A 24,289-nucleotide genomic window follows, 5' to 3' on the forward strand; every position below is an offset into this window, starting at 1 on the left:
TTTTTAGCGGTTTGAACTTTAAGATAGGAGGAACTTTCAATGGCTGGAGGACGCAGAGGCGGACGCCGTCGGAAAAAAGTATGTTACTTTACTTCCAATGGTATTACGCATATCGACTATAAAGATGTAGAACTTCTTAAAAAATTCGTTTCCGAACGTGGTAAAATTTTACCTCGTCGTGTAACTGGAACAAGCGCTAAATATCAACGTAAACTTACTGTTGCTATTAAACGCTCACGCCAAATGGCTTTACTACCATTTGTTGCTGAAGAAAAATAAGTTGATTTTGACAGCCTAGAACATGTTTCTAGGCTGTTTTTCTGTAAAAGTAGACCTAAAGACAAATAAACTTAAGACCTAAGAATGACGTTTGTGACAAAAGTTCATGGTATTCTTTTTATAGAAGTAAAAAAAGATACAGGGGGAACAAATATGTATAAAAAATTAGCAGCAGTAGGGATGACGGTATTATTAGTAGGGGCTTTATCAGCATGTAGTTTTAATGACGATAAGGATACATCTTCAAATAATGGCGGCGAAAAAACTAGTAAGAGTAGCAGTAACAGCAGTAGTTCAGCAGATAGCTTACAAAAGAAAAGCTTTGATATGAGCTATGAAGATGCAATAAACGCATTTAAAGAGAAACATAATGATGCAGAAATTTCTAGTGTGGAATTAGAGAAAAACCTAGGAAAATATGTATATACAGTGGATGGGATTTCAAACGATAATGAATACGAAATGAAATTCAATGCTGAAACAAAGGAACAGATGAGTGATGAAACAGATCGTCTTGATGCAGAAGATGCTGGTGGAGTTGAGAAAGCAAATGAAAAAATTGATTTAGATGGTATTAAAACGCCACAAGACGCAATGGACAAAGCAGTTAGCGAACAAGCTGGCGATGTAACAAGTTGGACTATTGAAAGAGAATTAGATACAACTTATTATGAAGTAACAGTGAAACAAGATAACAATAAATACGAAATCAAATTAAACGCAAAAACATTAGAAGTTCTTCAAACAGAACAAGACGACTAAAATATATGGAACAGCCTGTGATGATTTTTTTCGCAGGCTGTTTTTTCATGGAAAAACAGCTAAAAGTTATATGTAAATATAGGGAATTCATACCTGCTATCATGTCTTTATACTCATTTGAAATTTCAGAATTGTATCCAAAAAAATGCTGATTTTGCTCTTTTTTAGTCGTTCATGACAAGAATCGGACATTTCATTACATTTTTGGTTATTATAGGTAAATTCGTTGTAGACTATTAGTGGAGGTGAATTAGTTGAGTAATTTTACTGCAAAAGTCCCTTTGTCAGAACGGATGGCAGATGTTTTGATTTCAAAAGATCGCTGGAAAGATGATGAAGAAGGTTATTTAAAAGTAAAATATGGGCTGGAAATAATAATAATTAATGTCATGAAGTTTGCAATCGTATACGGTTTGGCTCTAGTAACAGGGGTTTTACTGCAAACAATGACAGTGCATCTGTCATATTTATGGCTTAGAAGGTATTCATTTGGACTGCACGCAACAAAAACATTGAATTGTACATTAATGAGCTTAGCAATGTTTGTGCTTACACCATTAGTCTTTCAAAACGTACTTTCTAATAATTGGATTGTTTTAGGCGCATTCGGTTTTATACTACTCAACATGTACTTTTTCGCTCCAGCAGATACAGAAAATCTGCCATTAATAGGTGAAGAACACCGGAAAAACTTAAAAAGAAAAGCGATGATAGGGACGCTGATTTTAACGGGAATAGCGTTACTTGTACCATTCGCAGAGATGAAAACATTAATCGTGATAGGCTCTTTGTTTCAGGTAATAAGTATTAATCCAATAACTTACAAATTATTAAGAAGGAGGTATCGGAACTATGAAAAATATGAATAAAACAGTTGGGAAATTCCTTTCTAAAAAGTTAGAAGAACAATCCATGAAAGTTGCGGATTCTTCTATGAGTAAAGCATGCTTCATGTTTGTATACGAACCAAAAAGTCCATTCGTAAAAATGCAAGAAAAAAACGAAAATAAATAAAATTAAAACTGTATAACATCAAAATCCATGCTAAAATAAAAAGAAGGCACATTACATATTTAAACATAAGATATTTTAGATAGTGGAGGACCAATATGTTTAGTATTTTGATGGCAATTATACAGATGACGGGTATTTTTATAGCTATACAGATTTTAACAAACAAAGTATTTTCAATTAAAGAGGGATTGGTTACCGTGGCAATTGCTATGCTAGCCTTCCCTTTATTTACATTAGTTCAATACTGGTCGATGATTCTCGTATTGGTAGTCTTTGTAAGTGCACTGTATTGGAAAAATAAAAGCATTGTAGCTTCAGCATCAATTACACTCGCTGTCATCATTTTGCTTACTATTAGTGATTCGATTGTAGGTTTTGTTTTAGTACCCGGTTTGAATTTTAAGTACGATGACATATTTAATGAATTAGTACCAACATTAATATATTGCGCGGGGATGCTTGCAAACTTGTTAGTGTTTTCGTTTGTTCTAAGAAAATTACTTGGCAAGATCAACATTACAAGATTTGTGGAACATAGAAAATATGCATATATTATTTTATCTATTGTTGCGCTTACAGTATTAGCCTTTTATATGAACATATACGCTGGTTCACTTGCTGGATATGATAGCACAGTTTTGAAAACAAATACGCTAATTTTTACAGGATATACTATTTTACTAATTGTTATTGTGACGGTTGTTATTAAAACAGCGACCAATGAACTAAAAGTACAAAATCAGAAAGAGCAGCTCGAACAGTTGCAGGATTATGTTACTACACTGGAATCCTTGCATAGAGAAATGAGAGTTTTTCGTCATGATTATGTCAATATTCTTTCGACACTTGTAGGATATATCGATAATAATGATATGCCAGGTTTGAAGTTTTACTTTGAAAATAATATTGTACCTATAAATAAAACAATTGAATCAAATAACTATAAGATTTCATTACTTCAAAACATTCACGTTATTGAACTTAAAGGACTTTTAGCGGTTAAATTGATTCGAGCGCAAGAGTTGAAAATTGATGCAATTTTGGAAGTAGTTGAACCTATCGATAAAATTGCGATGGATAGCATTGATTTGTGCAAAGCTGTAGGCATTCTGTTAGACAACGCGGTTGATGCAGCTTTAACTTGTGAAAATCCAGTTATCCGGATTGCTTTTGTGAAAAAAGACGACAGCATACTAATTGTATTTGCGAATAGTTTGCCAATGAATATGCCGCCAATCTATAAAATATTTGAAGAAGGGTTCTCCACGAAAGGGGAAGGTCGTGGATTAGGTCTTGCTAGCTTACGTGAAATTATGCAGAAATATTCGCATGTTGCTTTAGATACAAGAGTGACAAATAGAGAAGTTATTCAAGAATTAGAAATTATGTAGAAGAATGGGGATGATTTTATGCTACCGGTTTTTATTTGTGAAGATAACAGAATGCAACGGGAAAGGCTAACAAAATATATTGAAGACTATATTATGGTCGAACATTTTGATATGAAGTTGGAACTTTCGACAGGGAATCCGTTTGAGTTAGTGTCACGAATGCCTAGACACCAAGGGATGGGTCTATATTTTTTAGATATTGATTTAGGGCAGCCAGACATGAACGGCTTTGAACTCGCGCAGGAAATCCGAAAATTTGATCCTCGTGGTTTTATCATTTTTATTACGACGCATGCAGAACTTAGTTATATGACATTCACGTATAAAGTGGAAGCGCTCGATTATATTATAAAAGACGATATTGATACATTGCATGAACGAGTTTTGGCTTGTATGAAACAAGCAGAAGAACGGATTTCGAACGACCAAGATATGCAGAAATATTTTACGTTTAAAGTTTCCGACAAGAAGATTATTCATGAACTATTAGATGATATTTTATTTTTTGAAACTGCTCCTACGATTCATAAAGTGATTTTACATGGCAAAAACCGCCAAGTAGAGTTTTATGGCAAGCTAAAAAGTATTGAAAAAATGTTAGACGAGTCGTTTTACCGATGTCATCGCTCCTATATTGTCAATAAGAAAAATATCCACGAGCTAGATGCAATAAAAGGCGTTGTAAAAATGTCTAATGGAGAAAGTTGTTACGCGTCATCTAAGTTGATTAAGAGTTTGAGCTTATAAAAGTGGCCTTTTGGGTCGCTTTTTTTGTCTAAACATAAGCTGTGATTTGAAGAAAAGCGGAATTATGGGTAAAATAATAGTGGTGAATTGTTGGTTCCATTTATGTTATGATATAGATACTCAAATTCAGGCAAATGGTATGTAAAAAAATGGGGAGCTGGATGAAATGTCAGGCTATTTTCAAAAAAGAATGCTTAAATATCCTTTATACGGTCTGATTGCAGCCACAGTTATTTTGAGCGTAATCACTTTCTTTTTTTCATGGTGGTTATCTGTTTTAATTGTAGTTGGTGGAATTATTCTCACGGTAGCGATGTTTTACTTTGAATATCGGTTGAATGAGGATGTTCAAAAGTATGTTTCTAACTTAACGTACCGGATAAAGCGCAGTGAAGAAGAAGCACTTGTTGAAATGCCGATGGGGATACTTTTGTATGATGAACATTACAAAATTGAATGGGTAAATCCATTTATGTCCAAATACTTTGATAAGACCAAATTAATAGGGGAGTCTTTGGAAGATGTAGGACCAGAATTTTTAGATGTAATTACCGGGAATGATGATGACGGAATTATGTCGATTGCTTGGCGTGAACATAGGTTTGATACAATCGTGAAGCGTAAAGAACGGATTTTGTATTTATATGACCGCACAGAATACTATGAACTAAATAAGAAATTCCAAGCGAATAAATCGGTGTTTGCTGTTATTTTCCTAGATAACTATGATGAATGGGCGCAAGGAATGGACGATAGACGTCGTAGTGCGCTAAATAATTTGGTGACGTCGATGCTGACAAACTGGGCTCGTGAACATCGAATTTATTTGAAGCGAATTTCTTCGGACCGCTTTATGGCCTTTTTGACGGAAGAAATGTTAAAACGCTTAGAGGAAGAGAAGTTTCAAATTTTAGACCGAATTCGAGAACGTACTTCAAAACAAAACATTCCGTTGACGCTAAGTATTGGGATTGGTTACAAAGAAGAAGATTTGATTAAACTTGCTGATTTGGCGCAGTCTAGCCTAGACCTTGCTTTAGGCCGTGGTGGAGACCAGGTCGTTATTAAGCAACCAGAAGGGAAAGTACGCTTCTACGGGGGAAAAACAAACCCGATGGAAAAACGGACTCGTGTTCGTGCGCGTGTTATTTCACAGGCTTTACAAGAACTAATCAACCAAAGCGATCAAGTTTTTGTTATGGGGCATCGCTATCCGGATATGGATGTAATTGGATCAAGTCTAGGTGTAATGCGGATTGCTGAGATGAACGACCGGAATGCTTATGTCGTTGTTGAACCTGGCAAAATGAGTCCAGATGTAAAACGACTTATGAACGAAATTGAAGAATATCCGAATGTGATTAAAAATATTGTGACACCACAAGTTGCGCTTGAAAATATTACCGAGAAGAGTTTGCTTGTTGTAGTGGATACACATAAGCCTTCGATGGTTATTAATAAGGAATTGCTTGATTCAGCGACGAATGTAGTGGTGGTCGACCATCATCGTCGTTCTGAGGAGTTTGTTGGCAATCCAGTGCTAGTTTATATTGAACCATATGCTTCGTCTACAGCTGAACTAATTACCGAGCTTTTTGAGTACCAACCCGATTTAGAGCAAGTAGGGAAAATTGAAGCAACCGCGCTACTATCAGGAATTGTTGTAGATACGAAGAACTTTACACTTCGAACTGGATCAAGAACCTTTGATGCAGCGAGCTATTTACGGTCGCTTGGAGCAGATACGATTTTAGTCCAGCAATTTTTGAAAGAAGATATTACGACATTTACGCAACGAAGTCGTTTAGTTGAGTCACTGGAGATTTATCATGATGGTATGGCAATTGCAACTGGACATGAAGATGAGGAATTCGGAACGGTGATTGCGGCACAGGCTGCAGACACGATGCTTTCAATGGAAGGTGTACAGGCATCCTTTGTCATTACGCTACGTCCAGATAAATTAATAGGAATTAGCGCGCGGTCGCTTGGTCAAATCAATGTGCAAGTCATTATGGAAAAACTTGGTGGTGGCGGTCATTTATCGAATGCAGCCACGCAACTTAAAGATGTTACAATTGCAGAAGCAAAAAAACAATTAATTAGCGCCATTGATGCGTATTGGAAGGGAGAAACATAATTATGAAAGTTATTTTCTTGAAAGACGTAAAAGGTAAAGGTAAAAAAGGTGAAACAAAAAATGTTGCTGATGGTTATGCAAACAATTTTTTAATTAAAAATGGCTATGCTGTTGAGGCTAGTAATGGGGCTTTAAGCACACTTTCTGCTCAAAAGAAAAAAGAAGATAAATTAGCAGCAGAAGAACTAGCTGAAGCGAAAGCGTTAAAAGAAAAAATGGAAAAATTAACAGTGGAATTAAAAGCGAAATCCGGTGAAGGTGGCAGATTGTTTGGTTCGATTACTTCTAAACAAATTGCTCAAACGCTTGAAAAAACACATGGTATTAAAATAGACAAACGTAAAATGGACTTGCCAGAAGCAATTCGAGCTTTAGGGCATACGAAAGTTCCTGTGAAGCTACATCACGAAGTAACAGCAACACTGGATGTACATGTTAGCGAAGAATAATTTTTCTTAAGGGGAGCGTAAGACAGTGGATAATAATTTCCAGGACAGAACACCACCACAAAATATTGAAGCCGAACAAGCTGTACTGGGCGCGATATTTCTTGAGCCTAATGCGCTGATTACTGCTTCTGAAATTTTAATGCCGGATGATTTTTATCGAACTGGTCATCAATTAATTTTCGAAACGATGCTTGATTTGAATGACCACGGGAAGGCTGTCGACGTATTAACCGTTTATGAGGCGCTTGCTGCGAAAGGTAATTTGGAAGATGTAGGTGGCTTACCTTATTTGACGGAATTATCCGGAGCTGTGCCAACTGCGGCAAACTTAGAATACTATGCGCATATTATCGAGGACAAGGCGCTTTTAAGACGATTAATTCGAACTGCTACCCAAATCGCTACAGATGGCTATTCGCGCGAAGACGAGCTGGATATGCTGATGGACGAGGCGGAAAAGAGCATCTTGGAAGTTTCGCAACGAAAAAATGTTGGAGCTTTCAAGAATATTAAAGATGTTTTGGTTAAAACCTATGATGATATTGAAATTTTACACAATCGCAAAGGTGATATTACTGGTATTCCTACAGGGTTTAATGAGCTGGATAAGATGACAGCCGGATTTCAGCGCAATGATTTGATTATTGTTGCGGCGCGTCCTTCTGTTGGTAAAACGGCCTTCGCGTTAAATATCGCTCAAAATGTAGCGACCAAAACTGATGAGAATGTGGCTATTTTCAGTCTCGAAATGGGTGCGGAACAACTTGTTATGCGGATGCTTTGTGCAGAAGGTAATATTAATGCACAGAACTTACGGACAGGTGCCTTGACAAGTGATGATTGGCAAAAGCTAACCATTGCGATGGGGACACTTTCTAACTCGGGGATTTATATTGATGATACCCCTGGTGTTCGTGTGAATGAGATTCGTTCCAAATGTCGTCGCTTAAAACAAGAAACAGGTCTTGGCATGATCGTAATCGACTACTTGCAACTAATTGCTGGGAGTGGTCGTGGTGGTGAGAATAGACAACAAGAGGTTTCCGAGATTTCCCGCTCGTTAAAAGCTTTAGCACGGGAGCTTGAAGTACCTGTAATTGCACTTTCGCAGTTATCTCGTAGTGTAGAGCAACGTCAAGATAAACGACCAATGATGTCGGATATTCGTGAATCTGGTTCGATTGAGCAAGATGCCGATATCGTTGCCTTTTTATACCGGGAAGACTATTATGACCGGGAAGGCGAAAATGATGGCACAATTGAGATTATTATAGCAAAACAACGTAATGGTCCGGTTGGTGACGTTAAGCTTGCTTTTGTGAAAGAGTACAATAAGTTTGTGAATTTAGAAGTGCGTTATGATGACGCGATGGCTTAAACTAAAAACCTTGTGAAATTCTAGTTAGATTTGGAGTTTTCAAGGTTTTTATTTTGTGTAAAAAGGGCACTTGTTTCCAAAAAAAATCTGTAAAACTGATTTAAAATGGCAAAAAAAGCGAACGATAAATTTTGCTTACAAATCAATGTTCGTTAATGCATTGACTATTTTAGTGGCAAACGGTACAATGTATAGTGGAAAATGAAGGGGCTGTGAAAAAATCATAGCTATCAAAGACCAATTAAATGAGGTGTTTAAATGTCTTCAGTTGTTGTAGTAGGAACACAGTGGGGCGATGAAGGAAAAGGGAAGATTACGGATTTTCTTTCCGAGAATGCAGAAGCGATTGCTAGATATCAAGGTGGGAATAATGCGGGTCATACAATCAAGTTTGATGGCGAAACGTATAAATTACACTTAATTCCATCCGGTATTTTTTACAAAGAGAAAATTAGTGTAATTGGGAATGGTATGGTTGTTGATCCAAAGGCGTTAGTGGAGGAATTAAAATATCTTCATGATAAAGGTGTGGATACTTCTAATCTGCGTATCTCTAATCGGGCGCATATTATTTTACCGTATCATATTCGCATTGATGAAGCAGATGAAGAACGTAAAGGTGCGAATAAAATCGGTACAACGAAAAAAGGAATTGGCCCAGCTTACATGGACAAAGCAGCTCGTGTCGGGATTCGGATTATCGATTTACTAGATAAAGAAACATTTAAAGAGAAATTAGTGCATAACCTTGGCGAGAAAAATCGCTTATTAGAGCGCTTTTATGAGTTAGAAGGTTTCAAATTAGAAGATATTTTAGAAGAGTATTACGAATATGGTCAACAATTTAAAGACTATGTTTGCGATACATCGGTTGTTTTAAATGATGCACTTGATGATGGGAAACGCGTTTTATTTGAAGGCGCACAAGGGGTTATGCTTGATATTGATCAAGGAACCTATCCATTTGTAACTTCAAGTAACCCAATTGCTGGTGGTGTTACTATTGGTAGTGGCGTTGGTCCATCAAAAATCAATCATGTTGTTGGTGTAGCAAAAGCTTATACAACTCGTGTTGGTGATGGTCCTTTCCCAACAGAATTATTTGATGCAACGGGTGATAATATTCGTGAAGTTGGTCGTGAATATGGAACAACTACTGGGCGTCCGCGTCGTGTTGGTTGGTTCGACAGTGTAGTTGTTCGTCATGCTCGTCGCGTTAGTGGCTTGACGGACTTATCGCTTACTTTGTTAGATGTGCTTACAGGGATTGAAACACTGAAAATCTGTGTAGCGTACAAATTAGACGGAAAAACGATTACTGAATTTCCAGCTAGCCTAAAAGATTTAGCTCGCTGCGAACCAGTTTATGAAGAATTACCTGGTTGGACAGAAGATATTACTGATGTTAGCTCACTAGATGACCTTCCAGCGAATTGTCGCCATTACATGGAACGTATTGCACAATTAACAGGCGTGCAAGTTTCGATGTTCTCTGTGGGGCCGGATCGCTCGCAAACGCATGTTGTAAAAAGTGTGTGGCGTTTAGCTTAATAATTTTTTCAAAACTCCTTGAGGGGATTTCCTCAAGGAGTTTTTTTGTTTAATGTACTTAAAAAATCCGCAAAAAGCAGGGTCTGATAATGTGTAATATTTACCATTTCTTTATAACAAACTGTCGTATATCGGATTTTCATTACATATATGTGAAAAATACCTCTTTTTTAGTAAATGATGTAATGGGAAAAAGTACTGATTTATAAGGGCATTTAGGTTTTTTATTCATTTTATTGTCACATTTAAGATTGTGAATTCATGTTATAATTTTGTTGTGATGTTGTATTCACAATAGATAATAGAGGAGATGAAGTGAATGTCAGGTCAAATTCGTATGAGTCCAAGCGAGCTACGTGATCGCGCTAAAACTTACGGTCAAAGTGGTAGAGACATTGAAGATATTTTAAGCCGTTTAAGCCAATTGCAAGAGCAACTTCGAAGCGAATGGGAAGGTCAAGCTTTTGCTCGTTTTGATGAGCAGTTTGAACAGTTAAGACCAAAAGTAACGGAATTTGCGAACCTAATGGATCAAATTAATGCTCAACTTGAGAAAACAGCTAATGCAGTTGAAGAGCATGATCAACAACTTTCTCAAAACTTTGGATTCTAAAATCAACAAGAGTAGAGCATACATACAAAATAGTTTGATGCTTTACGAAAAGCCATGCAGTTTTTTGCATGGCTTTTTCTAAAATAGAAAGCAGATACCACGAATGGTATTTATATAAAAATAGCACAGCGGGAGTGGGACATGAATGAAGAAAGTAAAATGGAGTATTTTACTCTTTTTAGTCTTGGCGATTTTTTTATCGGCGGGGATTACCTATTTAGCCTTAAATCAAGGGACGAAAAAAGAGGCAGATGAAGATGGAGTAGAAAAAGCACATAAGATGACGATTGCCCTTGTGAATGAGGATCAAGGTGACAAGTTCCAAGGAAAACAAGTAGAATTTGGAAATCAATTTGTTAAAAGTATTGAAAAAGATGATCAACATGAATGGTACGTTGTAAGTCGCGGAGTTGCAGAAAGTGGCTTAAAACGAGATGTATACAATATGATGATAGTTATTCCAAGTGACTTTTCTGAAAAAGCATTATCAATGACGTCCGATAACCCAGAAAAAGTGACAATTAGCTACAAAGTAAATGATGTAGGGAATAGCGATTTGAAAGCAGAGGCTGAGAAAACAGCAGCTAATGTATTGGAAGATTTCAACAAACGGATAATTGATGTTTATTTTGCGAGCATTCTAACAACCTTACAAGAAGCGCAAGATAATATTGGTACGTTAGTCAAAGCAGAAAAAGAATATAATGGTGTTTATGATGAAGATGTAAATAACCCGCTATCGAATTATACAAAGCAATTTAAAACCGTACAGGACTACACTGGGACATCCAAAGAGAGCTTCCAAGGTTTCCAGGATATTATGAAAGAATTTGAAGAAAGCTTAAATAATTCTAAAAAAGAAAATGCAGAATATATGAAGAGTATGGACGCTTTCGTAAAAACTCAAGAAGACAATGTTCCGTTTGCAGAAAGTTTTACAGAAGACTTGCACAAATTTGATGGTTCCCTTTCGGCGGATGATATTAGAAATCAAACAGCAGCATTAGAACAAGCAAACGATCAAATGACAACGGAATTTCAAGTCTTAAATGATAGCAATACACTTTTGTCCCAAACACAAGGTTTACAAAACTATATTGCAGATGTAAATGCGAGAATTGATGCGCTGGATGCGGAAATTAATGGAACGCTAAATGACGATTTTCGAACAGCCGTTTATAATGACTTATTGCGGATTTTACAAACAAATGAGTACTCAGAAGAATTAAATGAAATAGATTTAAAAGATTTGACTGGAGAAGATATAAATGATGGTTTTAACAAACGACTTGTAAAAGCCATCAAAGCTTTACCAACCTATAACTCGCAGCAATTAGCGGAACTTGGATTAGATGAAGCGATGTACAAAAATGTGATAGAGCTATCCAAAGAATATTACTATGGCCATCGAAGCGCATTTGGTGAAGATTTCCAGTTTAAAACAGACGAAAAAACGCTACCGACAGACACAATTAAAAGTAACACAATCAATAATCTGAAAAATAACGGAATAGCATTAGAAAGTACAGCATACACTTTACCAGTGAGCGAGTATACATCGGAAATATTCCTTACTTTAGATGAGAAATTTTCATTTAGTAATGTTGTTTGTACGATAAGTGCAGAAGGGCAATCGGAGTTAGTTACACAGGAGCCGTATGGAGCTAATGGAATAAAATTAACTTTACCAGCCTCAACGACCCCGGTTGACATTAAAATAACTGGACTTGCGAAATTAAATGAGGGTCAAACAGTTCCTCTTTCCGGAGCTGTGAACTGGAATGCGACTTTACAGCAATACGAAAAGCAAGATTCGAATGAGCTTCCAGTAATTCCAACTGAAGACACTGAAACAGGTGATGGTACTAATCCAGACGATGGTACTGATCCGGATTCCGGGACTGAAACGCCAGATGAAGATGCTAAAGTTAGAAAAGAAGTTGAGCCTATTAATGTAATTGAGCCAACATATCTTAGCGAAACTGATTCATCAGTGAAAGCAATAGCTAATACGGTAAAAGATTATTACAAATTACAAGTACTGTTTGATTTGTTTTACGGAATAGATGCGAATAATACAGAGCAAATGCCAGATTTCAGTAAATCAGGTGTTACGTTGGAAAATGTTGCTAAGACTACTTCCTATTACTACATTTTTAATAAAGAAGATATTATAGGTAGTTTTGTTAATCTAACAACAGATCGCTTTGTAGCAGATTACACGAAAGAGATAAAAGCTTTTGAACAGCGAATTGCAGATTATAAATCAGTGATGGCGGAAGCGGCAAATAGATCAGAAGACGTTACTGCAAGGCTAACGGAGACAAGTCAAGAAGCGGTTAACTTAAATACAAACTTAGCACTAACACTTGAAAATCTTGAATCATGGAGAAGTGCAAGCAATGATTTAATTGATCAAAATGATGTTGTTGTAGAGAAATCAAATGAAGAAGGAACGATTGCACTGCAACTAGACTCTGATTTTGCTAATTTGCTTGCAGAAAGTGAGTCGCTAGCGGGAACTTCGGAAGGTAATTTGAAATCTGCGGAAGTGGTTTATAAAACGTTTGATGCGATTGATAACGAGGCAAAAGGTATCCAAAAAAGTGGAGAAACGCTCGTATCAGAAGCAGCAAATTTATCAGATGACTTAGAAGAAAAACTAAAAGATGATCAAACTTTCCAAAAGAACTTTGCAAAAGTCATGGACAATAGTCGAGTTGGCGATAGACAGAACGAAAATCTATATAGTTTCTTAAGTAATCCAGTAGATAAAATGAATGCCGGAACTATTGTTGCGGGAGACAAATCTATACCATACTTTATTATCTTGATTTGTACTATCTTGGCAATCTTCACTAGTTATGTTATATCGCATCAAGAGAAGAAACGAGTGCAATTAAATGATTTTGAAAAAGATATGCCCATTGTCTTTAAAAATATTCCAATTACATTCCTAACAGCCGGGGTAGCGCTTATTGAAGGATTAATTGTTGGCGCTGTTTCAGGATATATAATCGAAATCGGAAATATCGGGATGTTCTTATGGATAGGGTTATGTGTATTAATTATGTTGACGCTAGTATTAGGCTTTTCCTATCTTTTACGTCAATTGAATATGATTGGTATGTCGATTATCTTGTTGATTTTAAGTCTATATTTATTCTTAACAGATGCAGTTGGACTTAACATTGATAATGAGTCTGTTTTTGCGACATTTAGAAATTATTCCCCATTACAATATATGGAGCAGCTGCTGAATGGTGTTATTAGCATGGAGCAAGACTACATCATTATTGTGTATAGTTTAATCGGTGCAGCTGTCTTGTTTACAGCACTTAACTTATTTGTATGGCATCGGTCTAAAGATGGCGAAGAAGAGGAGGAGCAATCAGATGAAATTTAAAGTAGCGGTTTTACTTCTTTTAGTTTGTTTCGCATATGCTCCAGGAGCGCTTGCAGTAGAATCGGATAGTTATCTCGAAAACAACGGAAAATTAGACATTAAAACCGATCGACTACAAAAAACAGCAGAAGAAAAAACGAAAGAACTAAAAGATACCCAAGAAACGGAGCTTGATAAAAACGGGCTACCACTTTTTACAGATGAAATGGATAAGAAAATAAAGAAACAAAAAGCAACAGAAAAAGCGGAGTATGAAAAAATTAAGGACTCTCTCTTTGAAGAAGAGCCTACCGCTGGAAAAACAGTACAAACGACGAAAGAAAAACTATTTACAGATAGCTATTCAACAGAAGCAGATGAGATGGCTGATGTAAAAGTGATGGATTCAGAAGAAGAAACAAAAAAAACAAAGCAGAAAACGGTTGGCGGAGCGATTGCAGGAACACTGATAGCATTAGCAGGTGGAATTTATGTGGCTGCGCGAAATGTGTTCGAATAGAAAGCGGGGAAATGAGAATGGCTAAAGATACACATATGAATGTAACAGTTGACTTTACGAATTGGGGCGCAGGTAAATATGACCTGCGAATCCCCGTCCATCAACCAATTAAAGCACTCATTATTAATTTGGCGGAAACACTAAAGATTGAGTATAAAGATGTATCGAAATGCACCATAAAAACGACAAACAAAGCAATACTACTAAGCGATGATGATAAACTAACTAATTTTCAAATTGCTGACGGCGATATTTTAGAAATTTTATAGAAAAAAAGGAGAATGAAATTGATGAATAAAACAACTGAAATGGACGGAACAACATACGATTTTACTTATGAGGATTTAGTTTGGAGCGTTACTTTTCCAATATCCAAAACACATGCCAAAGAAGTGGGACAACTGGAATTATTAGAAAAACCAGCTGCTCATTTCGTACCTGCCAAGATTACAAGTGATAGTGACTCTTACACCATTTCTTATGATATTGACAAGCATACATATGGGTTTGAGCAAATTAAAAAGATGGAACGGGAAGACAAATTACGCGCACTAAAAAATATTGCAGATTTAAGTGAGTTGCTAAATACGCGCTATACTTTCTTTTTGCACCCGGATAATATTATTTTTGATATAAATTTAGTCCCGAAAATAGTTCACCGAGGTATTAAAAATATTTTACCGCCATACGAGCTAAATGAAGAAACATTCTTTAAACAGTATCAATGTTTTGTCATTGCCATGTTTTCTAAAAAATATAGTTTTGATAATTTGTATAATGGCTCGCTAAACAGTGCGCGCGGCTCTCATTTTGAAAAAAGTATTTTAGATGCGAAATCGATTCAAGATATTGCTACTATTTTAGAAGCAGCTTATGTAAAAGAAAGTAAAACCGTTCAAAAAAATATGACACGTGTACCAAAGAAAAAATACGGAACATTCAGAGGCTTGGCTGTTGGTTTTATTATTGTTGCTGTACTATTAGCAATCCCTGTAAGCTACTTTGCATTTGTTAAAGTACCTCTTCAAAATGATTTGCTTACAGCTAATGAGAATTTCCTGAAAACCGACTACGATAAAGTTATTACTGGCTTAGAAGATGTAGAACCAGATAAAATGCCACAATCTGTCCAATACGAATTAGCATATTCCTACGTAAACGGCGAAAAAATGAGTGATAAAAAGAAAGAAAATATTATGCGTACAATTAGCTTGAAATCAGATGAAAAGAATTTACTTTACTGGATTTATAATGGTCGTGGTGAATTTAACCAATCACTAGATACTGCCAAACTTCTTGATGATCCGACACTTGCGATGTACAGCTTGACGAAACAAATCGAACAAGTGCAAAGTGATACAAAAATGAGTGGCGATGAAAAAGTCGATAAACTGAAAAAACTAGATGATAGTTTGAAAGAATATAGTGACCAACTGAACGAACAAGCAAGTGAAACAGAAGCATCAACAAATACAGAAGCAAAATAAGGGAGAATGAATCATGAATAGAGAGGCTTTATTAATTGTTAGTAACGGGCAACAATGCCATAAACAACGCTTGTCCCCTGAAAAAATAGTAACAATCGGCAATACCATGGAACACGAAATTACTTATCCGGAGCTAGCGGAATCTATCGAAGTTAAATATAATGAAGAATCTTGGAATGCCGGGTCGACTGCGCTCAAAGTGAACGAAGCAGTTAATGTAGATAAATTAGCATTTTACCTTTGCCAAGACTTGTCTACACAAGTTTATGATGTCGTATCTAATCTTTCTATCACTTTTGGAGCGGGAACAGAGAATGATGTCACAATAGATGATACTAAATCAGATTTCTTACTACTACGTGATGAAAAGTCAGCGCTTTTTGCGTTACAAGTTTTGACGGGAGAAATTTATCATAACTTTGCATTGGTGACAGGGAAGTGCACATTAGAACCGGGTGATCAGCTTTATACGGACGGTGTGACGATTACTATTGGAAAAGACGATATTATTGTGTTGGCTGCAAAAAATCGCGTGACAAGCAAATTAGCGCCATTATTTGCTGCGGATAATTCATTTGGAGAAGACTATCCAGATTATCACCGCTCGCCGCGGATTATTTACCGTGCTCCGGAAGAAAAAATTAGCATGGCAAAACCGTCCAGCAAACCTTCCAAACCGACAGACGGCTTAATTAAAATTATTTTGCCACCGCTTATTATGGTTGCAATTACTGTTTTAATATCTATTTTCCAGCCTCGCGGACTATATATCATCATGACAATTGCGATGTCAGCAGTAACTATCACAATGGCAATTATCAACTATATAAAATCACGTAAAAAATATAAAGTCGACACTAAACAAAGAATTGAAAGCTATGACCTTTATTTAAAACGCAAAACAAAGGAACTCCATGAAACAAGTGAAAAACAACGTCATGCGCTAACTTACCATTATCCTGATGTAACAGAACTAGAAAAAATGGCATTGCGTGTTGATTCGCGAATTTATGAAAAAACCATGTTCCATCATGACTTCTTAACATTCCGTGTTGGTCGTGGCGGGGAATCAAGTAGTTTTCAAGTAGATTTTCAGCAAGAAGAATTTAGTCAAGATAAAGACGAACTTATTGAAGAAGCTGTAAAAATTAAAGGACAATATTTATCTATTGACGATGTTCCTGTAGCGACAGACCTAATGCATGGTCCAGTCGGCTATATCGGGCCACGTCGTTTAGTGCTGGAACAATTACAAATGTTAGTGATGCAAACGTCGCTTTTCCATAGTTATTATGATTTACAATTTATTACGATTTTTCCAGAAGAAGAAAAAGCAGATTGGGACTGGATGCACTGGTTGCCACATGCCAACATGCGTGATGTGAATGTTCGTGGCTTTGTTTACCATGAGCGCTCTCGTGACCAAGTACTTAATTCCCTTTATCAAATTTTAAAAGAGCGTAAACAAGCGCTAGCAGAACAATCGAGTAAACAAGAACAATTATACTTTAGCCCGCATTATGTGGTGTTAATTACTGATGAAAAGTTAATTTTAGATCATACAGTAATGGAATTTTTCAATGAAGATCCAAGCGAACTAGGCGTATCTCTTGTTTTCGTGCAAGATGTTATGGAAAGCCTGCCAGAACACGTGAAAACTGTCGTGGATATTCGTGATGCCAAAAGCGGAAACATTATTTTGGAGCAAGGCGATTTAGTCAATCGTGCATTCGTACCAGACCATTTGCCTGCTGATTTTGACAAAGAAGTCATTAGCCGAGCTTTGGCGCCACTCAACCATTTACAAAACTTAAAAAACTCGATTCCAGAGTCCGTTACTTTCCTTGAAATGTACGGGGTAGAACGCGTGGAGGAATTAAATATCGCTGGACGTTGGGCAAAAAATGAAACCTATAAGAGCCTTGCTGTACCACTAGGCCTTCGCGGAAAAGACGATATTGTTCAGCTGAATTTACATGAAAAAGCACACGGGCCGCATGGATTGGTGGCTGGGACGACTGGTTCTGGTAAATCAGAAATTATTCAATCCTATATTATTTCACTTGGCGTCAATTTCCACCCCTATGAAGTCGCATTCCTGCTTATTGACTACAAAGGTGGCGGAATGGCGAACTTATTTAAAGATATGCCGCATTTACTTGGAACCATCACCAACTTGGACGGCGCGCAGTCGATGCGTGCACTTGCTTCCATCAAAGCCGAATTGCAGAAAAGGCAACGGTTATTTGGTGAGCACGATGTAAACCATATCAACCAATACCAAAAACTATACAAACAAGGCAAGGCGAGTGAGCCAATGCCACATTTATTCCTTATTTCTGATGAGTTTGCTGAATTAAAATCCGAACAACCAGAATTTATGAAAGAACTCGTTTCGACTGCACGTATCGGACGTTCTCTTGGTATCCACTTAATCTTAGCGACCCAAAAACCAAGCGGCGTAGTAGATGACCAAATCTGGTCCAACTCGAAATTCAAACTCGCGCTCAAAGTACAAAACGCAAGTGACTCCAACGAAATCTTAAAAACACCAGATGCAGCAGAAATCACGTTGCCAGGACGTTCGTATTTACAAGTGGGGAATAATGAAATTTACGAGTTATTCCAAAGTGCATGGAGCGGCGCGGATTATGTGCCAGATAAAGAAAACACAGATTATATTGATACAACGATTTATGCGATTAATGATTTAGGGCAGTACGATATTTTGACAGAAGATTTGAGTGGATTGGATAAGAAAGATGATCTGACGAAACTACCGAGCGAGCTGGATGCGGTAATTGATCATATTCATGCGTATACGGAAGCTGCGGGAATTGAGGCATTGCCGAGACCTTGGTTGCCACCACTAGAGGAAGAAATCTTTTTACCAGAATTACACCCAGTGAACAGAGAAGAATTATGGCATGGAGAAAAACAACCACTTCAAGCTACAATTGGTTTTCTAGATATTCCACAAATGCAGGCACAAGAGCCATTAACGATTGATTTAGCTAAAGATGGACATATAGCTGTATTCTCAAGTCCCGGTTACGGGAAGTCAACGTTCTTGCAAACAATAACGATGGATCTTGCAAGACAACATAATCCAGAAAGATTGCATATTTATTTATTAGATTTAGGGACAAATGGGTTGTTACCACTAAAAGCCTTACCACATGTTGCTGATACCATTATGGTGGATGAAGAAATTAAAATCGGAAAGCTTATCCGTCGTTTAGCACAAGAATTAAAAGAACGAAAACAAAAGCTAAGTAAATACGGTGTGGCAAATATTTCGATGTATGAAAGAGCGAGCAAGGAAGAAGTTCCAACTATTTTACTTGTGATTGATGCATTTGATTCTGTTGGTGAGGCACCTTATAAAGACGTATTTGAGAAATTAATTGCTCAGATAGCTCGTGAAGGGACAAGTGTTGGAATTCATTTAATTATAAGTGCGGTTAGACAAAATGCAATCCGTATGCAAATGTTAGCTAGTATTAAACATCAAGTTCCGCTATTTATGATTGATGGCGGAGAAGCAAGGAGCATTGTTGGGAAAACGGATTTAACTATTGAAGAACTACCTGGTAGAGGATTAGTCAAATTAGAAGAACCTACCGTTTTCCAAACAGCTCTACCAGTTTGTGGAGAAGGGACACTTGATATTATTGAAAAAATCCAAGCTGAAAGTGAAGAAATGACTAAAGCTTGGAAAGGTATGGTTCCTGAGCCAATTCCAATGGTTCCAGAAGTAATCCATATGTTGGATTATCTGAAAAACAAACGAGTTCAAAGTGCCATTTCAGAAGGTAAAACTCCGATTGCGGTAGACTTTGAAGATGTTTTACCAGTTAATTTAGATGTACAAACAGATGGTAATACCTTAGTTCTGACGGATAGTGCGGATATTTTAGAACGAACAATGGTCTCATTAGTCGAATTAATGGGGCAAAATATGGAAGTCGATATTGCCCTATATGACAATGCCTCTAACCGATTCCAACGATATAAAAACAATGTAAATATTTATGCAGGTGATGAGGCTGCAATGAATTTAGTCTCTGAACAATTGATTAGTGTTTTAGAAGCAAGAGAAGATGGTTGGAAAGAAATCCAGCGTACAGCAGGTGGCGATGTAACCTTGAAAATGTATGTGGAAGAATTGCGTCCAATGTACATTGTGCTAACAGATAGTATTTACAGCGCTGAGCAAATGTCTACGGAAGCTCGGAAAAATATAGTGAAACTAATCGAAAGCGGACCAAGATTAGGTATTTACTTTATTACTGGAAGTCAAACAGGAATTCTTTACAGAGCGAGAGATGAGATTTCTGGAGAACTACGAAAACAAAAAACAGGTATTTTGCTAGGACGAGTTAGTGATCAAAATGTCCTTAGCCTGATTAATACCATCTATAAAGAGCAGATGCTCGCACCATATGAAGCATATTATATTAAGCAAGGTCAATACGAGAAAATTAAACTTATTGCGCCAAACCAATGATTGAAAGGAGTAGTTAAATATGGGACTATTCGATTTTGCCAAGACACCAACTGAAAAAAAGCGAGATGACTATGATAAATTACATGACTATTTAAAAGATGCGATAAAAGAACATGATGAGAAAATGGCAGATGTGGAAAGTGATTTGAAAACCTATAAAAACGGGATGCCTGATATGCCTAACAAAGGAATCCCTGCGAATCCATTTATGGGGAAAAATGACAAGGTGTTAGAACGCTTGGAAAAGTATGTAAGGAAAGAAAAAGATAAACGTAAATCTTTAACTAATGCACGTGATAAGGCACATCAAAAATATTTGGAATACAAAGCAATGGCTGTGAAAGAAGAGGCCGCTGAAAAAGCGAAGAAAGAGAAGGAGAAAAAAGAACGAGAGGAGCGAAGGAAAAATGGGTAACCTAAAAATTGATGCTAGTAAAGTTGCTGAAGCAAAAGCATCTGCCAAAATAGTAGGAGAAGGTTTAGATGCAACACATAAAAAATGCAAAGCAGTTATTTCTTATGTAGAAGGGGCTTCGTGGAGTGGTAAATCTCGAGATGCTTTTCTCACATTCATGGAAATAATTGAACAATATCATGCAGATGTGAAAAAAAACTATAAAGAACAAAAAAAAGCATTAAATGCCTTGGATGATTACGTAAAGGATTTTGAAGATACCAGCTATGCTAAGGATGTGAAGAATCTGTGACAGTAGAAACAATGGATACATTCACTCCTGTGGAACTATATTTATTGCTCGCTCCTTTTGAAGTAAAACATATCTTTGGGATTCCAGATAAGATGACATACTTATTAAAAGGCGAAGATGTTTTTGCAGAAGGATTTGAAATGCTCAAGACGAAAGGCGTTATAAATGACACTGGAAATTTAACAGATGGTGGAGGTTTTTTGATTGATTCACTCGTCGAATATTACCAAAGTAAGAAGTATATCCGACTGAATCAATTAATGTTTGCCATTTCAGAAAAGGCGACGAATGAGATATTTGTGATGATAGAAATAAACCCACAAAAAGAATATCGATTTGAGCGAATGAATAAAATCCATGCACTAGCGATGATTAGAGAACTTTTTCCAATTATAAGTAGAGAGCCTGGTCCAAATGAAACAGAATTTTTAAAGGAAGAACTAACGAATGAAGAACGAAAACGAGCAAGTGTTTTTGAGCCTGGTACAAATTTTATCAGTATGGAATTTTTTCATGTCGAAGAAACACCGCAAGAAGCGAGCAATCCAGCTTTCTATAAGCAATATTTATCATTTGAGATGGATAACAAACTAATTATGGCAGATGTTGTAAATGAAGCTTATTACCAAGGAAGTCAATACGCATTATTGAAATTATTGTTTGATGAGCTTGAACTTCCTTATAAAGGAGATAAATAAATGGCACAACTAGCAATGGGGGGGCCAGGAGCAGCCTCTACAATAGATATCAATCCTGATGAAATGACACATATCGCAAACGAGCTATTAGCAATAGCCAATGAATTTGAAGGTACCATAAAACCAGCAATTAAAGAATTAAAAGCAAACAAATATCTGACCAAAGGAAAAGCAAAATCAGCAATGGAAAAAGTACCAAAAGCGAATGAACGTGTAATGGAACTCCAAGACCAATATAATATGGCTTCCTCTGTTGTATTCGATATACTCCAAACAATGATAGATGCTGATCGAGATATTGCAGAAAAAATCATCGCAGCATTAGATATATAAGGAGGACAGATGAATGAAAGATGTAAACTACCGAGAAGACGACTGGCGAGAAGCCAAAAGTGCCCTAGCCCCATTTAATGCAGCCAATTTGTTTGGTGGGGGGCTATTTAATCATTTAGAAAAAGTGTCGAAAAATATGGAGAATGCGGAAGCGGATATCCGCGACCTAGATTCCGACCACGCGATTCATTTCCAACATACCGACCATCGAAGTAAGTATGGGGAAATCGAGGAAGATTTAAAGGTATTGTATCAGTTTAGTTGTCACGCAGGCGAAAAAATCGAAACGCTGATTGATGCTCCCTTTTATAAGAAATTAGATGCGTTTGTAGATGGGATGCAAGATTTGAGTATCACAACCTATTCGACTACAAACCGTATTGGGGCTAAGTCGACACAAACGTATATGTCTTCTTATGGTGGACAGCCACAGGTCATTGAATCCATAAAAGAAAGTGCGACCATTGAAGATTTGATGAATGGGGATAATTTCTACGCCAACCAAATGACTCTCCAATATGATGCTTGGAAACGGGAGAATCCCGACCAGAAGGTCAGTGAAGCCGACTTTAAAATGGGGATGTTACATACCCGTGCTTTCGACTATAAATCCATTAAAGACGAACAAGAAGAGAAAGAGTTCTGGGTCAATATCGTTGCCGCCGTGGTGATTGTGGGCGTAAGTATCGTCTGTCCACCAGCCGGATTAGCGCTTGGCGTAGGATTTGGCGCGCTAGAAGCCTCTTCCGCTATTTCTGGAAAAGACTGGATATCCGGCCGGGAACTAAGCGACCAAGAACGATTACTCCGAGGAGGATTTGCCTTACTCGATATTATACCAGGAGTCAAAGCCTTTAGCTCCGGCACCAAAATTGCAAGTGCAGGTTCCAAAGTATTGCGAGTCGGAGACGACCTACTCGATGGTGGAAAACTTACCATCAAAAATGCAGGAAAATCATTTAAAGGAACGATTGATAATGGTATTCAAGCAGGGAAACAAACGTTAGACCTGCGTATCGCTAACGTCAAAAAAGTCACAGACGACGCGATGCAGGCAACAAAGAAAAAACTAACGCAAGATCTAGATGATATCGGCACAGCCACGAAAACCATCCAGTCCAAAGCCAAAGAAACTTTCCAAATACCGCCAAGAGAACGCCTGGCCTTCGCCGGTGTAGGCGATGATATTCCCATCCAAACAGCTGCAGGAGGAACAAGCGTCGCCCAGAAGGAACTCCGGGAAATGATGAGCAAGATGGATGATTTGAATATCAAAGGGAGTGGCAAAGGTGATATAATAGGCGAAGCGGGAGAGAAATTCATCCCCCAAAAAGTCACTTTAGACAATGGAGAAATTGCTTTCCAAGCTAAAAACGGCACACTAGTTCGTTCACCAGATTTTCTAGATGAAGCGGGGAGCATTAAATGGCCAGAAGCAGATGGATTTGTGGTAGATGAGACTGGTAAAGCTATTATGGTGGATGCTGATTTGAAAGCGGGACAAATTATTGATAGATATGGAGATTCAAGTGGTCGATTTACTAGTCCAGTAGAGAATGGCCAGGTTTTAGATTATGACACAAGAGGTTTGCCGTATCCTGAAAGTGTTAAACCTTATTTCCAATATGAAGTACTTAAAGATATAAATATAAAAAATGTAACAGAAGCTTATACTAATTTATCTCAAAATCTTAGAGATAGATTAGACATTGTTATGGAACAATTTCAATTCACTTTAGATGATTTAGCAAATCCTCAACAAGGCGAGATAGCAAAAGTTTTTGGAGCGGGTGGAGGAACTCAAATTCAGCTTGAAACGTCAGTGAGTTGGTATGAGGTATTACAATTAGTAAGGGAGGTCAAATAAGTGCTTGAATATTTAAAAGAACAAAGAAAGACTATTGAGGAGACAATTTATTCACAAGGATTAGAAAAATTAAGATATTCTATATTTGAAGGAGAAGAAAATAATAAAGAAGAATATCAAGTAAGAATTGAATATAAAGAATCGTATTATGAAGTCTATACCACTCATGAACGTGCCTCTATTGTAGGTAAGTATAAATTTAATGACTATGAAAGTGCTAAGAATAAATTTTTCAGATTATTAGAGCTAATGGTTTTATCAAATAGATTAGCTATTCAAGATGGAGATATCCCAAGTTATCCATGTTCATTGTGGAATAATTAGTGAAAGAGATATATAACATGCGATGATAACCCAGATTTAACGATGGGAACGAAAGTATTGGTTAACTTCACATGGAAATATATGCACTTTAAAAAAATGATTGATGAATATGGTATAGAATTAAATTATAAAAC

22 protein-coding genes are annotated in these 24,289 nt (G+C 37.0%); all 22 read left to right on the forward strand.

Features of this window, described 5'->3' with window-relative positions; genetic code table 11:
• Positions 1 to 39 precede the first annotated feature (39 nt).
• The 22 genes from rpsR (at position 40) to JL53_RS00515 (ending at position 24,155) form a co-directional block, all read left to right on the forward strand.
• Entirely contained in the window at positions 40 to 279 is a 240-nt protein-coding gene (rpsR, locus tag JL53_RS00410; protein WP_003721669.1) for a 30S ribosomal protein S18, read from the forward strand.
• A 153-nt stretch (positions 280 to 432) separates the two neighbouring features.
• On the forward strand, positions 433 to 1,041 hold the full coding sequence (locus tag JL53_RS00415; RefSeq protein ID WP_038406367.1) for a PepSY domain-containing protein: 609 nt from the start codon (positions 433 to 435) through the stop codon (positions 1,039 to 1,041).
• A 254-nt stretch (positions 1,042 to 1,295) separates the two neighbouring features.
• Entirely contained in the window at positions 1,296 to 1,910 is a 615-nt protein-coding gene (locus tag JL53_RS00420; RefSeq protein WP_038406368.1) for an accessory gene regulator ArgB-like protein, read from the forward strand.
• A complete protein-coding gene (locus JL53_RS00425; RefSeq protein WP_003718129.1) occupies positions 1,894 to 2,055 on the forward strand; it encodes a cyclic lactone autoinducer peptide in 162 nt (53 codons plus the stop codon). The genes JL53_RS00420 and JL53_RS00425 overlap by 17 nt, the downstream gene beginning before the upstream one ends.
• A 95-nt stretch (positions 2,056 to 2,150) precedes the next feature.
• Positions 2,151 to 3,446 carry a sensor histidine kinase gene (locus JL53_RS00430; RefSeq protein ID WP_038406370.1) on the forward strand — a complete coding sequence of 432 codons (1,296 nt, stop codon included), beginning with the start codon at positions 2,151 to 2,153 and terminating at the stop codon, positions 3,444 to 3,446.
• A gap of 18 nt (positions 3,447 to 3,464) precedes the next feature.
• Positions 3,465 to 4,193 carry a LytR/AlgR family response regulator transcription factor gene (locus JL53_RS00435; protein WP_003718132.1) on the forward strand — a complete coding sequence of 243 codons (729 nt, stop codon included), beginning with the start codon at positions 3,465 to 3,467 and terminating at the stop codon, positions 4,191 to 4,193.
• 166 nt (positions 4,194 to 4,359) lie between these two features.
• On the forward strand, positions 4,360 to 6,333 hold the full coding sequence (pdeA, locus tag JL53_RS00440) for a cyclic-di-AMP phosphodiesterase PdeA (protein WP_038406371.1): 1,974 nt from the start codon (positions 4,360 to 4,362) through the stop codon (positions 6,331 to 6,333).
• A gap of 2 nt (positions 6,334 to 6,335) precedes the next feature.
• Positions 6,336 to 6,782: a 50S ribosomal protein L9 gene (gene rplI / locus JL53_RS00445; protein WP_038406372.1), complete on the forward strand. Its 447-nt coding sequence runs from the start codon at positions 6,336 to 6,338 to the stop codon at positions 6,780 to 6,782.
• Positions 6,783 to 6,807: 25 nt separating this feature from the next.
• On the forward strand, positions 6,808 to 8,160 hold the full coding sequence (gene dnaB, locus JL53_RS00450) for a replicative DNA helicase (protein WP_003718135.1): 1,353 nt from the start codon (positions 6,808 to 6,810) through the stop codon (positions 8,158 to 8,160).
• Between the two features lie 258 nt (positions 8,161 to 8,418).
• Positions 8,419 to 9,711, forward strand: a complete 1,293-nt coding sequence (locus JL53_RS00455) for an adenylosuccinate synthase (protein WP_038406373.1) — start codon at positions 8,419 to 8,421, stop codon at positions 9,709 to 9,711.
• A 319-nt stretch (positions 9,712 to 10,030) separates the two neighbouring features.
• On the forward strand, positions 10,031 to 10,324 hold the full coding sequence (locus JL53_RS00460) for a WXG100 family type VII secretion target (protein ID WP_003718138.1): 294 nt from the start codon (positions 10,031 to 10,033) through the stop codon (positions 10,322 to 10,324).
• 145 nt (positions 10,325 to 10,469) lie between these two features.
• A complete protein-coding gene (gene esaA, locus JL53_RS00465; protein WP_038406375.1) occupies positions 10,470 to 13,730 on the forward strand; it encodes a type VII secretion protein EsaA in 3,261 nt (1,086 codons plus the stop codon).
• Complete coding sequence (essA, locus tag JL53_RS00470) at positions 13,720 to 14,229, forward strand: type VII secretion protein EssA (protein ID WP_038406377.1); 510 nt, start codon at positions 13,720 to 13,722, stop codon at positions 14,227 to 14,229. The genes esaA and essA overlap by 11 nt, the downstream gene beginning before the upstream one ends.
• A gap of 17 nt (positions 14,230 to 14,246) precedes the next feature.
• Positions 14,247 to 14,498 carry an EsaB/YukD family protein gene (locus JL53_RS00475; RefSeq protein ID WP_003718141.1) on the forward strand — a complete coding sequence of 84 codons (252 nt, stop codon included), beginning with the start codon at positions 14,247 to 14,249 and terminating at the stop codon, positions 14,496 to 14,498.
• A 21-nt stretch (positions 14,499 to 14,519) separates the two neighbouring features.
• The gene (gene essB, locus JL53_RS00480) at positions 14,520 to 15,716 is read left to right on the forward strand and encodes a type VII secretion protein EssB (protein ID WP_038406378.1); all 1,197 of its coding nucleotides are present in this window, start codon (positions 14,520 to 14,522) and stop codon (positions 15,714 to 15,716) included.
• A gap of 13 nt (positions 15,717 to 15,729) precedes the next feature.
• Positions 15,730 to 20,226 (forward strand): type VII secretion protein EssC, encoded by a 4,497-nt coding sequence (gene essC, locus JL53_RS00485; protein ID WP_038406379.1) that lies wholly within the window; start codon positions 15,730 to 15,732, stop codon positions 20,224 to 20,226.
• 19 nt (positions 20,227 to 20,245) lie between these two features.
• The gene (locus JL53_RS00490) at positions 20,246 to 20,641 is read left to right on the forward strand and encodes an EsxC family T7SS substrate (RefSeq protein ID WP_038406380.1); all 396 of its coding nucleotides are present in this window, start codon (positions 20,246 to 20,248) and stop codon (positions 20,639 to 20,641) included.
• On the forward strand, positions 20,634 to 20,933 hold the full coding sequence (locus tag JL53_RS00495) for a WXG100 family type VII secretion target (RefSeq protein WP_038406381.1): 300 nt from the start codon (positions 20,634 to 20,636) through the stop codon (positions 20,931 to 20,933). Before JL53_RS00490 ends, JL53_RS00495 begins: the two co-directional genes overlap by 8 nt.
• The gene (locus tag JL53_RS00500; RefSeq protein WP_038406382.1) at positions 20,930 to 21,631 is read left to right on the forward strand and encodes a DUF5081 family protein; all 702 of its coding nucleotides are present in this window, start codon (positions 20,930 to 20,932) and stop codon (positions 21,629 to 21,631) included. The genes JL53_RS00495 and JL53_RS00500 overlap by 4 nt, the downstream gene beginning before the upstream one ends.
• Positions 21,632 to 21,964 (forward strand): hypothetical protein, encoded by a 333-nt coding sequence (locus tag JL53_RS00505; RefSeq protein WP_038406383.1) that lies wholly within the window; start codon positions 21,632 to 21,634, stop codon positions 21,962 to 21,964.
• Between the two features lie 13 nt (positions 21,965 to 21,977).
• On the forward strand, positions 21,978 to 23,831 hold the full coding sequence (locus tag JL53_RS15215; RefSeq protein ID WP_077916383.1) for a glycohydrolase toxin TNT-related protein: 1,854 nt from the start codon (positions 21,978 to 21,980) through the stop codon (positions 23,829 to 23,831).
• Positions 23,832 to 24,155, forward strand: coding sequence for an Imm59 family immunity protein (locus JL53_RS00515; RefSeq protein ID WP_014091632.1), 324 nt, complete (start codon positions 23,832 to 23,834; stop codon positions 24,153 to 24,155).
• Positions 24,156 to 24,289 lie beyond the last annotated feature (134 nt).

Source organism: Listeria ivanovii subsp. londoniensis (genome assembly GCF_000763495.1).
Classification (GTDB): domain Bacteria; phylum Bacillota; class Bacilli; order Lactobacillales; family Listeriaceae; genus Listeria; species Listeria londoniensis.